Genomic DNA, 13,875 nt, shown 5'->3' with positions numbered 1-13,875 from the left:
CGCTATACTGCACTAAATTAGTGCAAACGACTCCAGGAGACTGCTGAATGGCAACTGGCACGCTGCCCGATGCTGGGCAGATCCTCAATTCTTTGATTAACAGCATATTGCTGGTCGATGACGAGCTGGCCGTTCATTACGCCAACCCGGCCGCGCAGCAGCTGCTCGCCCAAAGCGCACGTAAACTGTTCGGCACCCCGCTTCCTGAACTCCTGAGCTATTTTTCACTGAATATTGGCCTGATGCAGGAAAGTTTGCAGGCCGGCCAGGGGTTTACCGATAACGAAGTGACGCTGGTGATCGACGGGCGCTCGCACATTCTGTCGCTAACGGCACAACGTCTTCCCGAAGGTCTGATCCTGCTGGAAATGGCGCCGATGGATAATCAGCGTCGACTGAGCCAGGAGCAGCTTCAGCACGCGCAGCAGATTGCCGCCCGTGACCTGGTGCGCGGCCTGGCGCATGAAATCAAAAACCCGCTGGGTGGATTACGCGGCGCGGCGCAGCTTCTGACCAAGGCGCTGCCCGATCCCGCGCTGGCGGAGTACACCAACGTCATCATTGAGCAGGCGGACCGTCTGCGGAATCTGGTAGACCGTCTTCTCGGTCCGCAGCAGCCGGGAATGCACGTTACTGAAAGCATCCATAAAGTGGCAGAGCGGGTGGTGAAGCTCGTCTCAATGGAGCTGCCGGAGAACGTCACGCTGGTACGTGATTACGATCCAAGCCTGCCGGAACTGGCCCATGACCCGGACCAGATTGAGCAGGTCCTGTTGAATATTGTGCGTAATGCCCTGCAGGCGCTGGGGCCTGAAGGCGGCGAGATTATTTTACGCACCCGCACCGCCTTCCAGCTCACGTTACACGGCGTGCGCTACCGGCTGGCCGCCCGAATCGACGTTGAGGATAACGGGCCCGGCATTCCATCGCATTTGCAGGACACCCTGTTCTACCCGATGGTAAGCGGTCGCGAAGGCGGAACCGGCCTGGGCTTATCCATTGCCCGCAGTTTGATCGATCAACACTCCGGGAAAATTGAATTTACCAGTTGGCCGGGACATACCGAGTTTTCGGTTTTCCTGCCGATTAAAAAATAAAGGTGACGTTTATGCAACGAGGGATAGTCTGGGTAGTCGATGACGATAGCTCCATCCGTTGGGTGCTTGAACGCGCGCTCACAGGGGCAGGATTAAGCTGCACGACGTTTGAGAGCGGCAGCGAAGTGCTCGACGCACTCACCACCAAAACGCCAGATGTTCTGCTTTCGGATATCCGTATGCCGGGCATGGACGGGCTGGCGCTGTTAAAGCAGATCAAACAACGCCACCCTATGCTTCCGGTCATTATAATGACCGCGCACTCCGATCTGGATGCCGCAGTGAGCGCCTATCAGCAAGGGGCGTTTGATTACCTGCCCAAACCCTTTGATATCGACGAAGCGGTGGCGCTGGTTGAGCGCGCGATTAGCCACTATCAGGAGCAGCAACAGCCGCGCCACGCGCCCGATTTTGGGCCAACGACAGACATCATCGGTGAAGCGCCGGCGATGCAGGACGTGTTTCGCATTATCGGTCGTTTGTCCCGCTCGTCCATCAGCGTATTGATTAACGGTGAGTCGGGAACCGGTAAAGAGCTTGTGGCTCATGCATTGCACCGCCACAGCCCGCGGGCAAAAGCGCCGTTCATCGCCCTGAATATGGCGGCGATCCCGAAGGATTTGATTGAGTCCGAACTGTTCGGCCATGAAAAAGGGGCATTTACCGGCGCCAATACCATTCGCCAGGGGCGGTTTGAACAGGCTGACGGCGGTACGCTGTTCCTGGATGAGATCGGCGATATGCCGCTGGATGTCCAGACCCGCCTGCTGCGCGTGCTGGCCGACGGGCAGTTTTATCGCGTGGGCGGCTATGCGCCGGTAAAGGTGGACGTGCGTATTATCGCCGCGACCCACCAGAACCTGGAGCAACGCGTGCAGGAAGGAAAATTCCGTGAGGATTTATTCCACCGTCTGAACGTTATTCGCGTTCATCTGCCGCCGCTGCGCGAACGCCGGGAAGATATTCCCCGCCTGGCGCGTCATTTCCTGCAGGTAGCCGCCCGCGAGCTGGGCGTGGAAGCCAAGCAGCTTCACCCGGAAACCGATGCCGCTCTGACGCGTCTGGCGTGGCCGGGCAACGTGCGTCAGCTGGAAAATACCTGCCGCTGGTTAACCGTGATGGCCGCCGGGCAGGAAGTGTTGATTCAGGATTTACCGGCCGAGCTGTTTGAAGCGACCGCGCCTGAAAGCAGTACCGGGCACGCGCTGCCGGACAGCTGGGCGACGCTGCTGGCGCAGTGGGCCGACCGCGCGCTGCGTTCCGGTCATCAAAACCTGCTGTCTGAAGCTCAGCCGGAGATGGAGCGTACGCTGTTAACTACCGCGCTTCGTCATACGCAGGGCCATAAGCAGGAAGCCGCTCGCCTGCTGGGATGGGGACGTAATACCCTGACGCGCAAGCTTAAAGAGCTGGGGATGGAGTGATCGCACGCCGCTGTGTAAAGGTTATTCATTGAGCGCAAATTGCCGTTATTTTGCGCTTTACTGTTCCGATGAGTTTTGTATGATCGTGCCCGGATATTGGGGGTGAACATCATGCTGGAAACAATCGTGAATATGCTCTCTAGCGGAGCCGCTGAAAGCCACACGCCACAGACAGCCGTTGCGGCTATGTTGTGTGCGGCGCTGGTGGGGCTGTTTAGCTAGCGAGTTGAACGTAAAAGCCGGGTGGCGGCTTCGCCTTACCCGGCCTACGTTTTGTGCATTTTGCAATGCGCCTTAAATCACCCGCGAGAACTGCTGTAGTCGCGCTTTCTGACGCAGATACGCGTCAAAGCACATGCAGATATTACGGATCAACAGACGCCCTTTCGGCGTGACCTCAATCGCGCTCTCCGACACATCCACCAGCCCGTCTTTCGCCAGCGGTGCAATCAGCTTCAGGTCTTCCGCAAAATAATCGCTGAAGTGCAGATCCCACAGCGACTCAACGTCGCTGAAATCGAGACGGAAGTTGCAGATTAGCGCCTTAATCACATCGCGTCGGATGCAGTCGTCGCGCGTTAACGCAATGCCGCGCCACAGCGCGTTGCCCGTTTCATCAACCTGCTGGTAGTAAAGCTTCAGCTCTTTCTGGTTCTGCGCGTAACAGTCACCAATCATGCTGATAGCGGAGACGCCCATCCCCAGCAAATCGGTATCGCCCTGGGTTGTGTAGCCCTGGAAGTTGCGGTGCAGAACGCCTTCACGCTGCGCAATCGCCAGCTCGTCATCCGGACGGGCAAAGTGATCCATTCCGATAAACTGATAGCCGGTTTCGGTCAGCGAGGTAATGGTTTCCTGCAGGATATCCAGCTTCTGCTGGGCAGAAGGAAGATCGGCATCTTTGATTTTGCGCTGAGCGGCAAAGAGCGTCGGCAGATGCGCATAGTTAAAGACGCTCAGGCGGTCCGGGTTGAGTTCGGCCACGCGCTTCAGGGTGAAGGCGAAGCTTTCCGGCGTCTGCTTTGGCAGGCCGTAAATCAGGTCAATATTGGTCGAGGTGAAACCAATCTCACGCGCGTGATTGAGTAAAGCAAAGATAAATTCTTCGTCCTGCTCGCGGTTCACCAGGCGCTGAACCTCTTTATTGAAATCCTGCACGCCCATGCTCAGACGATTGAAGCCTTCGGCGCGTAAGTGATCCAGTACATCCAGCTCAATTTCACGCGGATCGACTTCGATCGAGATTTCAGCGTCGGCGTTAAAACTGAAATTGCCGCGCAGCAGGGTCATCAGGCGGCTGATTTGCGCTTTATTCAGATAGGTTGGCGTACCGCCGCCCCAGTGCAGCTGGCTAACGTGACGGCCAGCAAACAGCGGCGCGCGATGCACAATTTCTTGTTCGAGCGCATCAAGATATTGGTCGGCTTTGTGCTGCTGACGGGTAACGATTTTATTGCAGCCGCAGAAGTAGCAAAGCTTGTGGCAGAACGGAATATGGACGTAGAGCGACAGCGGACGCTCAGGATAGCGCGCGACAGCCTGCTGGAAATCAGCCTCGCCGAAGGCATCGGAGAACTCCAGCGCGGTGGGGTATGACGTATAACGCGGCCCGGAATAGTTATATTTCTGGATTAGGGCCAAATCCCAGTCGATAGTTGGTGCTGACATGCTCACTCCTTCCGTTGGTGTCGCGTTCGTATACGGCGGCCCGTTCTGGCCCCATCGCGGGCCATCATTCGGGTGCGCAGCCACTTCTGTCGCCGCGACAACCGCCGTAGTTTAACGAATAACCACACCAGATAACATATAACCGGAAGGGTTATAAGCAGGACTATCGTGCCTGCCGGGTGCAAATGTTAGTTTCCACCCTTCAGAAGACGCATCATATCTTCCTGCTTCTCGTCTTCTTCTTCATCTTCGTCATCGTCGTATGACAGGCCCAGCTTCTGCATCAGTTCATCGATACGATCCAGTTTGGCATCCACCCATGACTGCTCTTCAGCGGTCAGGGTTTCACCCTCTTCAAGACGTTCCAGCAGCGCGTCCAGGCGCTCATCGTTCTCCAGCAAATCCAGCTCAGCCTGCGGTGAAAGCATAGGTTTCTCGCTCTTTGGTTTGTGCTGCTTAGTGACCGGGGTGTCTGTCACGCCCAGTGGAATGGGAGTTTTACTGCCGATACGAGGGTCTTTCTGCTGTTTGCCTTTTGCAGAAGCACCCGCTGCACCACCACCGTTGGCACGGCTACCCGCAGCGTGACCGCGATGTTTTTTGTCGCGTTTGCGATCGCGCGCTTCCTGGTTCAGTTCTTCGCGCGTTTTGCGGCGTGCTTTTGCAGGGCGTTTCGCGCCCGCAGCGGAGGTTGGTTTTTTCATGATGTTTTATCTTTAAGTCGTTTTCTTCAGTATAGAATTGCGGCGAAATCTAGCAGAAAGCAAGCAAAGAAAAAAGGCGACAGAGCAATCTGTCGCCTTTTTTCCTGACTCACAACCCTTAGCGGGTCAGACTTTCCGTGTTTGCCAACAACAAACCCTGTTTATCCCTTGGCTAATACCGTCCGTGATACGGTTCCATTTCCTTTTAAAACGCCTCCAGGCGCTGGTCATCCTGACAATCCTGCGTCTTCGCCTCCTGGCGCTCCTGACCCTAATCCTTAAGTCGATTTCCTGTTGGCTTCCTCGCCCTGACGCACACTTTACCTTGTTCCGTTAAACTAACAAGCAACGAAACGGTACAAAAAGGATTTTTCAGACAATTACCCGAAAATAAGCTTATGATTTAAAACAGTTTCGCTTTTTTGACACCTGCGAATTCTCTGAAATCTCCCATAGCATTACTGGCCGATCTCTCACACCGGTTGGGGCATTCGCCTACAGCTCATAGCAATCAGAAAAGCCTTTTGGCTGCATTCGGGTATAATCCCCTTCAGATTACGATTTTGGAGACGACCACGTGACTACCTGGAACTACCAACAGACGCATTTTGTCACCAGTGCGCCCGATATTCGCCACCTTCCTTCTGATACCGGTATTGAAGTGGCATTTGCTGGCCGCTCCAATGCGGGGAAATCCAGCGCCCTGAATACGCTGACCAATCAGAAGAGCCTGGCGCGTACCTCAAAAACACCTGGCCGTACCCAGCTGATCAACCTGTTTGAAGTCGCAGAGGGCAAACGCCTGGTCGACTTACCGGGCTACGGTTACGCGCAGGTACCGGAAGAGATGAAAATCAAGTGGCAGCGTGCGCTGGGTGAATACCTGGAAAAACGCCTGTGCCTGAAAGGTCTGGTGGTGCTGATGGATATTCGCCATCCCCTGAAAGATCTGGATCAGCAGATGATCGACTGGGCTGTAGCAAGCGATATCGCCGTGCTGGTGCTGCTGACGAAAGCCGATAAGCTGGCGAGCGGCGCGCGTAAAGCGCAGGTGAATATGGTTCGCGAAGCGGTGCTGGCGTTCAACGGTGATGTGCAGGTTGAGCCGTTCTCCTCGCTGAAAAAGCAGGGCGTGGACAAGCTGCGTCAGAAGCTCGATACCTGGTTTAGCGAGCTGGAACCCGCGACGGAAGCGGAAGAAGAGTAATACCGAGCGCGGCGATAGCCGCGTTTTTTTGCCTGAATTTTTCTTTGCCGCAATAAAAAACGCCCCAGTCATTACTGACTGGGGCGGCTAAAATATTCAGCCAAATCCGATTACGTGAAGTAAAAGGTCTGAAAGATAGAACATCTTACCTCTGTACCCTACGCCGACAACTCTACCCCTTTTTGTGCTGCAGAAAAAGCACTTTTTGTAGTTTTTTTTCATTCTTTACATAGGGAATTCTAATGATTGTCACAAAACGCGCGTTGTTATGTTGCAAACTTACATAAAAAGCGCGTTATGCGAAGAACCGTTAGTGAGCCTGATCCCAGTTTTCGCCACTTCCCACTTCCACCAGCAACGGTACGTCAAGCGTCATGCTGCTTTCCATCAGTTCGTGGATCTTCTTCGACACGGCGTCGAGGTCGTCTTTGTGCACTTCAAATACCAGTTCATCGTGTACCTGCATGATCATTTTCACGCGAGGCTTCTCTTTTTCAAGCCAGGCATCAACGGCGATCATTGCACGCTTAATAATGTCCGCCGCAGTACCCTGCATCGGGGCGTTGATCGCCGCACGCTCTGCGCCAGCGCGACGCGCCGCGTTGCTGGATTTGATGTCCGGTAGGTAGAGGCGGCGGCCATCCAGGGTTTCGACGTAACCTTTTTCCTTCGCCTGCGCGCGGGTGCGTTCCATGTATTCCAGCACGCCCGGATAACGCTCGAAGTAGAGATCCATATACTTCTGCGACTCTTTGCGCGGAATATTGAGCTGGCGCGAAAGACCAAATGCACTCATGCCGTAAATCAGACCGAAGTTGATCGCCTTAGCACTGCGGCGCTGCTCGTTGGTCACGCTGTCCAGCGGCAAGCCGAAGACTTCCGCCGCAGTTGCCCGGTGGATATCCTTCCCTTCAGCAAACGCGGTCAGCAGGCCTTTGTCGCGGGACAGATGCGCCATAATGCGCAGCTCAATTTGCGAGTAGTCAGCAGAGACAATCAGATAATCCTCTGGTGCGATGAAAGCCTGGCGAATACGGCGGCCTTCTTCGTTACGTACCGGGATGTTCTGCAGGTTGGGATCGGTTGATGAGAGACGACCAGTCGCCGCGACAGCCTGATGGTACGACGTGTGCACGCGGCCCGTTTTCGGGTTGATCATCAGCGGGAGCTTGTCGGTGTAGGTAGACTTCAGCTTCGCGAGGCCACGGTACTGCAGAATCACTTTTGGCAGCGGGTAATCCAGCGCCAGCTCTTCCAGCACCTCTTCAGAGGTTGACGGCGCGCCGCCAGGAGTTTTCTTCAGCGGCTTGATGCCCTGCTTTTCAAACAGAATGGTTTGCAGCTGCTTCGGCGAAGAGAGGTTAAACGGCTCGCCTGCAAGCTCATGCGCTTTTTGCTCGAGCTCGGTCAGACGCTGCGCCAGCTCCCCGGAGTGGTTATGCAGCACCGTTGGGTCAATCTTCACGCCGTTGCGTTCAATGCGGGACAGCACGGGCACCAGCGGCATCTCGATATGCTGGAACACGTTCAGCGGACCTTCATGCTTCTGCAGTTTTGGCCACATCTTCAGGTGCAGCTGCAGCGTGACATCTGCGTCTTCCGCCGCGTAGCGCCCCGCTTCTTCCAGAGCAATCTGGTTAAAGGTGAGCTGATTTTTCCCTTTACCGGCAATCTCTTCAAAGGTGATCGTTTTGTGCTTGAGCCAGCGGTCAGACAAGGAATCCATATCATGGCGGCCCGCGACGCTGTCCAGAATGTAGGATTCAAGCATGGTGTCGAAGGCAATCCCGCGCAGTTCAATGCCGTAGTTTTGCAGAATGCCGCGGTCGTACTTGAGGTTTTGTCCAACCTTGAGCGCCTTTTCGTCTTCCAGGATCGGCTTCAGCAGCTCAAGCACGCGTTCACGGGAGATCTGCTCCGGCGCATCCAGGTAATCGTGCGCCACAGGGACGTAGGCGGCAATACCCGGCTCTGTCGCAAATGACAGGCCAACCATATTGGCAGAGATGTTATCGAGGCTGTCGGTTTCGGTATCAAAGGCGAAGACGGGCGCCTTTTTCAGCTTCTCGATCCAGGCGATCAGCCGTGACTCTTCAAGAATGGTTTCGTAGTTGTCGAAGGAAAGCGCCACGGCTTCTTCTTCCGCCTGCTCTTCTGCGTCAACGACGATTGTCTCCTTCGGCTTTGCAGCAGGTTTAGCCCCTTTCGCCTGCAGCCATTTACCGGCTTCCACGTCAGCGGTCCAGCGCTTGAATTCGTATTTCTTAAACAGGCTCAGCAGATCGTCAGCGGAAGGCTGTTGCACTTCAAGCTGCTCACAGCCCAGCTCCAGTTCGACATCGGTTTTGATTGTGGCCAGCTTATAGGAGAGATAAGCCACCTCTTTGTTCTCTTCCAGTTTTCCGGCCATGGTTTTTGCGCCACGGAAGGAGAGCCCGGCGATTTTGTCTGGCTCCGCGTAGAGCGTATCCAGACCACCCAGCCCCTGGAGCAGCGCCTGCGCGGTTTTTTCACCGACGCCAGGGACACCCGGGATGTTATCCGAGGAGTCGCCCATCAACGCGAGGAAGTCGATAATCAGCTCAGGCGGCACGCCGTACTTTGTGACCACTTCTTCTGGCCCCAGAATGGTGTTAGTCATGGTGTTAATCAGGGTAATACCTGGCGTCACCAGCTGCGCCATATCTTTATCACCGGTGCTGATCAGCACAGGACGACCCATCTTTTCTGCTTCACGCGCCAGCGTGCCGATGACGTCATCGGCTTCAACGCCTGAGACGGCCAGCAGCGGCAGCCCCATCGCTTTTACCATGGTGTGCAGCGGCTCAATCTGCGCGCGCAGATCGTCAGGCATTGGCGGACGGTGAGATTTGTAATGCTCAAACAGCTCGTCGCGGAAAGTTTTACCTTTCGCATCAAAGACCACAGCCGCATGGGTTGGCTGATACTGAAGGATCAGGCTGCGCAGCATGTTCAGCACGCCGTACATTGCGCCGGTGGGTTCCCCTGCGCTATTGGTCAGAGGAGGAAACGCATGATATGCCCGATACAGGTAAGAAGAGCCATCGACGAGAATAAGAGGGTTTTCTGGGATCTGAACCATAATGTCCGTGCCTTTAATCAATTTATGGGTAAAGGATGCCACAGAAGGATGAAAACATCAGGTATTAGCGCCAGATACAGGAAAAGATTTTGCGATCGTGAGGATCGCTCGCAAAAATCAAACTGTGGATAAGTTTGTGTATATTTTCACTTCATATGAATAACAGACGTAAAAAATACATATGCGTTAATTTTTAGATCTTAATTATCATGCTGTTATAGCATTAGATCTTATCTATATGGTCAACTGATGGCAATTTAGTCTATGTGGATATAAGCCTTGTTAAGCGCGCAATCACAGAGAAATCGTCTGCGACAGGGTAAAAGCGGCCAAATCATCACGTCAAAGCGCCATTAATTTATCTTTTTTCTGGTAAAATCAGCGCCCGGCGTTGCATAGCCGACCGCTCACTTACAGCTAACTACCTGAAAAAGCTCATCATGCCGAGATTGCTCGCAGCAATAACATTACTGTTAAGCATCATTTTAACTATCCTGGTGACTGTCGCCTGCTCTGTGCCGATCATCATCGCCGGGATCGTTAAACTGCTGCTGCCTGTTCCCATGGTGTGGCGAGCCGTGTCCGCATTTTGTAACTTCATGATGTACTGCTGGTGCGAAGGACTGGCGATCCTGCTGTGCCTGAACCCGCATCTGAAGTGGGATATCAAAGGGCTGGAGAGTCTTAACAAGAAGAACTGGTATCTGCTGATCTGCAATCACCACAGCTGGGCGGACATCGTGGTGTTATGCGTACTTTTTCGCAAACACATCCCGATGAACAAATATTTTCTGAAACAGCAGCTCGCCTGGGTGCCTTTTATCGGGCTGGCCTGCTGGGCACTTGATATGCCGTTTATGAAACGCTATTCGCGCAGCTATTTGATTCGTCATCCCGAGCGTCGCGGCAAAGATGTGGATACCACGCGCCGTTCCTGCGAAAAGTTTCGCGCGCATCCTACGACCATCGTGAACTTTGTTGAAGGCTCCCGGTTTACGGAAGAGAAGCATCAACAAACTCGCTCCCCTTACCAGCACTTGCTGCCGCCAAAGGCTGCGGGTATTGCGATGGCGCTTAACGTGCTGGGATCACAGTTCGATAAACTCCTGAACGTCACACTCTGCTATCCGGAAAACGATAAGACGCCGTTCTACGATATGCTCAGCGGCAAACTGACGCGCATTGTTGTGCGTGTCGATCTGGTTCCGATAGATGCCGGGCTGCACGGTGATTACGTTAACGATAAGAATTTCAAGCGTCGTTTCCAGCAGTGGCTTAATACGCTCTGGAAAGAGAAAGACGAACAGATAGACAATATTAAATCTTCATACAAAAACGCCGGTCAGTGACCGGCGTTTTTACATCAGCGAAATTACTTCTTCTCAACCAGGTATTTCACGGTATCAGCATACTGCTGTACGAAGATATCCATGCTGCTGGTGTCCATGCCCTGCATGTTCAGCTGGTATTTGCCGTTAACAAACATCGCCGGAACGCCCTGAAGCTGGAGGTCAGCAGCCGCTTTTTCCTGCTGAGCAACCAGAGATTTCACCACAAAGCTGTTCCATGCTGCGTCATACTCTTCACCTTTCACGCCGGCATCAACGAACACTTTACGGATATCCGCAGTGGTCTGAACGGTTTGGGTTTTCTGTACGGCTTCAAACATTGGCGCAGTGATCTTATCTTCCACGCCCAGTGCCATCGCAACCGCCCACGCCTGGGTCAGGTCTTTACCCAATGGGCCCAGGAACTCGACGTGGTACTTGGTCATTTTGGTGCCTTCTGGCAGCTTTTTCTTCACGTTGTCAGAAACATGCAGAACCTGCTCGAACTGATAGCAGTGTGGGCAATAGAACGAGAAGAACTCCAGAACCTGTGGCTCGCCAGCGACCGGTTTGTCCAGCGTGATGAACTGTTTGCCGTCGGTAAACTGCGCAGCAGAAGCGCTAAATGCCAGAATCATACCTGCCAGCGCCAGCCAAATTTTTTTCATGATTAACTCTCTCCTGGGTGTGTCCAATTAATACATCGGCGTTAATTGCAGAGGGGGTTCCTGAAGAACCTTGACCTGCTCAGTAAATGTAGATATCTGGCTACGCCAGTAATCCTCTCCGGTAAGCCACGGGAAATTCCGGGGAAATGCGGGATCGTCCCAACGCCTGATTAACCATGCGAGATAATAAACAAAACGCATCGCACGTAAAGGCTCAATCAGGGCAATTTCGTCTGAATTAAACGGGCTAAATTCTTCATAAGCTTCAATAATGGTTTCAAGCTGCATGCGTTGCTCGGCTTTGTCGCCATTGAGCAGCATCCACAGGTCCTGAACCGCGGGCCCCATACGCGCATCATCGAGATCGACAAAAAGCGGGCCATCACGCCAGAGGATATTTCCGGCATGACAATCGCCATGCAGGCGCAGGACGGAAATATCGTCGCGCCAGCAGGTTTTAACAGCAGCAATGAGCTTATCGGTGGCGTTGAGGAAATCATCCTTTAACGCAGTGGGGATCATGGCAGACGTTTCGAATATTCCGCGTGGCTCAAGAAGGTATTCCTGAATTCCGATAGTCGGGCGGGCAATAAAGGCTTTTTTGCGTCCCGTCTGGTGTATGCGCCCAAGATAGCGGGCAACCCACTCCATCTGATCGATATTATCCGCTTCAAACTGGCGGCCACCCAGGCTCGGGAATACAGCGTAGTAAAACCCTTCGTGCGTGAGGAGCGTTTGGTTATTGAATTTTAGCGGTGCGGCAACGGGAACATCGTCATCCAGCAGATCGTGAGCAAACTGATGCTCTTCCTGAATTTGTTCTGCGGACCAGCGTTCAGGACGATAGAATTTTACGACGAAGCGCTGACGATCCTCATCCTGAAACTGATAGACGCGGTTTTCGTAGCTGTTTAACGGTGTTAGCCCGGAATCCACCCGAATACCCTGTTCAAACAGGGCATCCATAATGGTGTCCGGGTGTAATGTCTGGAAAGTAAAAGCCTGGTCGTTCATCCGATCATCCGGAAATTATACGAATGATTCAGGATATCATCTTGTGGCGATTTCGGTGCCGCCGCTTACAAGCTTTTACTCTTTAATTACGCCTCGGGCGCGCAGTAATGCGGTCTTAAAATCTTCCTCATAATCTTTCTGAATACCAGGAATAACAGCATCTTTGGCAGAGTCACGCATTTTAAGGTGATAGATCAGGATGTCGTCAGAAAGGTCTGCCAGATCGCCGTCAAAACCTGACTCTTTGGCCAGTTTCTGTAAAAATTGCATCAGATTTAGCTCTGGCTCTTTTTGCCAGGCGGGCTGGAGGAGTTCAATAACTTCATTCAGACGTTTACATTTCATGGTGGTGCTCCTTTCATTTAGAGTGACACGTTAGCAGGGTCAATCCCACAATAAAAGAGGCGATATTCGTGAATCTTAGCCAGGAAATCATTGGGGTCGTTCTGGCAGGTGGCAGAGCGACGCGAATGGGGGGAAAAGATAAGGGGCTTCAATGCCTGAACGGCAAACCCTTATGGCAATGTGTCGCTGATACGCTCGCAGGCCAGGTGTCGACAATGGTCATCAGTGCTAACCGGCATATCGACACTTACCAGCTCAGCGGGTATGCCGTTTATCAGGATATCCTTGAGGATTACCCGGGACCGCTGGCCGGCATGCTTTCGGTCATGCAACAGTCTCACGGAGAGTGGTTCATCTTCTGTCCCTGCGATACCCCGTTTATTCCGTCCTGTCTTGTCGAACGTTTGTTGCTGCTTCGGGGTACGGCTCCTGTGGTTTGGGTACATGACGGCGAGCGTGATCATCCTGCTATCGCATTGATGCACCGATCCCTGGCGCCAGCCCTGCAGTACTATCTGGCTGCGGGAGAGCGCAGGGTGATGGCTTTTATGCGCGAGTCTGGCGGTCATCCCGTTGATTTTAGCGATTTAAAATCAGCTTTTGTGAATGTGAATACGCCTGACGATTTGCAGATGATGCAGGAGAAAAGATGATACCTGTTGTCGCCATTTCTGCCTGGAGTGGGACCGGAAAAACCACGCTGCTGAAAAAGCTCATTCCTGCGCTTTGTGCCAGAGGTATCCGTCCAGGATTGATTAAGCACACCCACCATAATATGGATGTCGATAAACCGGGCAAAGATAGCTATGCGTTGCGTAAAGCGGGTGCAGCGCAAACGATGGTGGCAAGTACTCAACGCTGGGCGCTGATGACAGAAACGCCGGATGAGGCACCGCTGGATCTCGCTTATCTGGTCAACCGGATGGATCACGCCACGCTGGATCTGGTGCTGGTTGAGGGATTTAAGCATGAGGCCGTGCCTAAGATCCTACTGTTCAGAAGCGATGCCGGGCATGATTTCAGCGAATTAACGCTGGATGAGCATGTGATTGCGGTGGCCAGTGATGTTGTATTGCCGCTTGAAGTTCCGATGCTGGATTTAAATGATGTGGATGGGATTGCGGAGTTTATTGTGGAGTGGAGTGCGATCTGACTTGCCGGGTGGCAGCTTTGCCTTATCCGGCCTACAAATTTCTGAATCCTTAAACGCAAAAAGGCCATCCTTGCGGATGGCCTCTCTACTTATTTGATGCCTGGCAGTTCCCTACTCTCACATGGGGAGACCCCACACTACCATCGGCGCTACGGCGTTTCACT

13 protein-coding genes are annotated in these 13,875 nt (G+C 53.4%); 7 read left to right on the top strand and 6 right to left on the bottom strand.

Features of this window, described 5'->3' with window-relative positions:
• The first annotated feature begins 47 nt into the window (after positions 1–47).
• From glnL to HCH49_RS20635, 3 genes are all read left to right on the top strand, one after another.
• The gene (gene glnL / locus HCH49_RS20645) at positions 48–1,097 is read left to right on the top strand and encodes a nitrogen regulation protein NR(II) (protein ID WP_008501857.1); all 1,050 of its coding nucleotides are present in this window, start codon (positions 48–50) and stop codon (positions 1,095–1,097) included.
• Positions 1,098–1,108: 11 nt separating this feature from the next.
• Positions 1,109–2,521 carry a nitrogen regulation protein NR(I) gene (gene glnG / locus HCH49_RS20640; RefSeq protein ID WP_023309765.1) on the top strand — a complete coding sequence of 471 codons (1,413 nt, stop codon included), beginning with the start codon at positions 1,109–1,111 and terminating at the stop codon, positions 2,519–2,521.
• Positions 2,522–2,632: 111 nt separating this feature from the next.
• Complete coding sequence (locus HCH49_RS20635; RefSeq protein WP_023333898.1) at positions 2,633–2,743, top strand: YshB family small membrane protein; 111 nt, start codon at positions 2,633–2,635, stop codon at positions 2,741–2,743.
• 72 nt (positions 2,744–2,815) lie between these two features.
• Here HCH49_RS20635 and hemN read toward each other — a convergent pair whose 3' ends face one another.
• Both hemN and yihI read right to left on the bottom strand, forming a co-directional pair.
• On the bottom strand, positions 2,816–4,189 hold the full coding sequence (gene hemN / locus HCH49_RS20630; protein WP_221703291.1) for an oxygen-independent coproporphyrinogen III oxidase: 1,374 nt from the start codon (positions 4,187–4,189) through the stop codon (positions 2,816–2,818).
• 188 nt (positions 4,190–4,377) lie between these two features.
• Positions 4,378–4,893: a Der GTPase-activating protein YihI gene (gene yihI, locus HCH49_RS20625; protein ID WP_032644299.1), complete on the bottom strand. Its 516-nt coding sequence runs from the start codon at positions 4,891–4,893 to the stop codon at positions 4,378–4,380.
• Positions 4,894–5,470: 577 nt separating this feature from the next.
• On the opposite strand from yihI, the gene yihA reads away from it, so the two are divergent.
• A complete protein-coding gene (gene yihA, locus HCH49_RS20620) occupies positions 5,471–6,100 on the top strand; it encodes a ribosome biogenesis GTP-binding protein YihA/YsxC (RefSeq protein WP_023309768.1) in 630 nt (209 codons plus the stop codon).
• 310 nt (positions 6,101–6,410) lie between these two features.
• Here yihA and polA read toward each other — a convergent pair whose 3' ends face one another.
• Positions 6,411–9,203 (bottom strand): DNA polymerase I, encoded by a 2,793-nt coding sequence (gene polA, locus HCH49_RS20615; protein WP_221703290.1) that lies wholly within the window; start codon positions 9,201–9,203, stop codon positions 6,411–6,413.
• A gap of 440 nt (positions 9,204–9,643) precedes the next feature.
• On the opposite strand from polA, the gene HCH49_RS20610 reads away from it, so the two are divergent.
• Complete coding sequence (locus HCH49_RS20610) at positions 9,644–10,552, top strand: acyltransferase (RefSeq protein WP_143347726.1); 909 nt, start codon at positions 9,644–9,646, stop codon at positions 10,550–10,552.
• Positions 10,553–10,575: 23 nt separating this feature from the next.
• Here the strand turns inward: HCH49_RS20610 and dsbA are convergent, their stop codons facing one another.
• The 3 genes from dsbA to HCH49_RS20595 all read right to left on the bottom strand — a co-directional run bounded on the left by dsbA (position 10,576) and on the right by HCH49_RS20595 (position 12,558).
• Positions 10,576–11,199: a thiol:disulfide interchange protein DsbA gene (dsbA, locus tag HCH49_RS20605; protein WP_033146975.1), complete on the bottom strand. Its 624-nt coding sequence runs from the start codon at positions 11,197–11,199 to the stop codon at positions 10,576–10,578.
• Between the two features lie 27 nt (positions 11,200–11,226).
• The gene (locus tag HCH49_RS20600) at positions 11,227–12,213 is read right to left on the bottom strand and encodes a serine/threonine protein kinase (RefSeq protein WP_039264179.1); all 987 of its coding nucleotides are present in this window, start codon (positions 12,211–12,213) and stop codon (positions 11,227–11,229) included.
• A 75-nt stretch (positions 12,214–12,288) separates the two neighbouring features.
• Complete coding sequence (locus HCH49_RS20595) at positions 12,289–12,558, bottom strand: YihD family protein (RefSeq protein WP_008501866.1); 270 nt, start codon at positions 12,556–12,558, stop codon at positions 12,289–12,291.
• Between the two features lie 68 nt (positions 12,559–12,626).
• On the opposite strand from HCH49_RS20595, the gene mobA reads away from it, so the two are divergent.
• Both mobA and mobB read left to right on the top strand, forming a co-directional pair.
• Positions 12,627–13,211: a molybdenum cofactor guanylyltransferase MobA gene (gene mobA / locus HCH49_RS20590; RefSeq protein ID WP_033146977.1), complete on the top strand. Its 585-nt coding sequence runs from the start codon at positions 12,627–12,629 to the stop codon at positions 13,209–13,211.
• Positions 13,208–13,711, top strand: a complete 504-nt coding sequence (gene mobB / locus HCH49_RS20585) for a molybdopterin-guanine dinucleotide biosynthesis protein MobB (RefSeq protein WP_221703289.1) — start codon at positions 13,208–13,210, stop codon at positions 13,709–13,711. Before mobA ends, mobB begins: the two co-directional genes overlap by 4 nt.
• The last annotated feature ends 164 nt before the right edge of the window (positions 13,712–13,875 follow it).

The sequence above is a fragment of the Enterobacter sp. Y17 genome (assembly GCF_019730495.1).
Taxonomy (GTDB): Bacteria; Pseudomonadota; Gammaproteobacteria; order Enterobacterales; family Enterobacteriaceae; genus Enterobacter; species Enterobacter asburiae_B.
This window is presented reverse-complemented; position numbering and strand designations above follow the sequence as displayed.

What these genes read in the sequence shown, in the direction of transcription:
- glnL (WP_008501857.1), top strand. Translation starts at nt 48, where the DNA reads ATGGCAACTGGCACGCTGCCCGATGCTGGGCAGATCCTCAATTCTTTG.
- glnG (WP_023309765.1), top strand. Translation starts at nt 1,109, where the DNA reads ATGCAACGAGGGATAGTCTGGGTAGTCGATGACGATAGCTCCATCCGT.
- HCH49_RS20635 (WP_023333898.1), top strand. Translation starts at nt 2,633, where the DNA reads ATGCTGGAAACAATCGTGAATATGCTCTCTAGCGGAGCCGCTGAAAGC.
- hemN (WP_221703291.1), bottom strand. Translation starts at nt 4,189, where the DNA reads ATGTCAGCACCAACTATCGACTGGGATTTGGCCCTAATCCAGAAATAT.
- yihI (WP_032644299.1), bottom strand. Translation starts at nt 4,893, where the DNA reads ATGAAAAAACCAACCTCCGCTGCGGGCGCGAAACGCCCTGCAAAAGCA.
- polA (WP_221703290.1), bottom strand. Translation starts at nt 9,203, where the DNA reads ATGGTTCAGATCCCAGAAAACCCTCTTATTCTCGTCGATGGCTCTTCT.
- HCH49_RS20610 (WP_143347726.1), top strand. Translation starts at nt 9,644, where the DNA reads ATGCCGAGATTGCTCGCAGCAATAACATTACTGTTAAGCATCATTTTA.
- dsbA (WP_033146975.1), bottom strand. Translation starts at nt 11,199, where the DNA reads ATGAAAAAAATTTGGCTGGCGCTGGCAGGTATGATTCTGGCATTTAGC.
- HCH49_RS20600 (WP_039264179.1), bottom strand. Translation starts at nt 12,213, where the DNA reads ATGAACGACCAGGCTTTTACTTTCCAGACATTACACCCGGACACCATT.
- HCH49_RS20595 (WP_008501866.1), bottom strand. Translation starts at nt 12,558, where the DNA reads ATGAAATGTAAACGTCTGAATGAAGTTATTGAACTCCTCCAGCCCGCC.
- mobB (WP_221703289.1), top strand. Translation starts at nt 13,208, where the DNA reads ATGATACCTGTTGTCGCCATTTCTGCCTGGAGTGGGACCGGAAAAACC.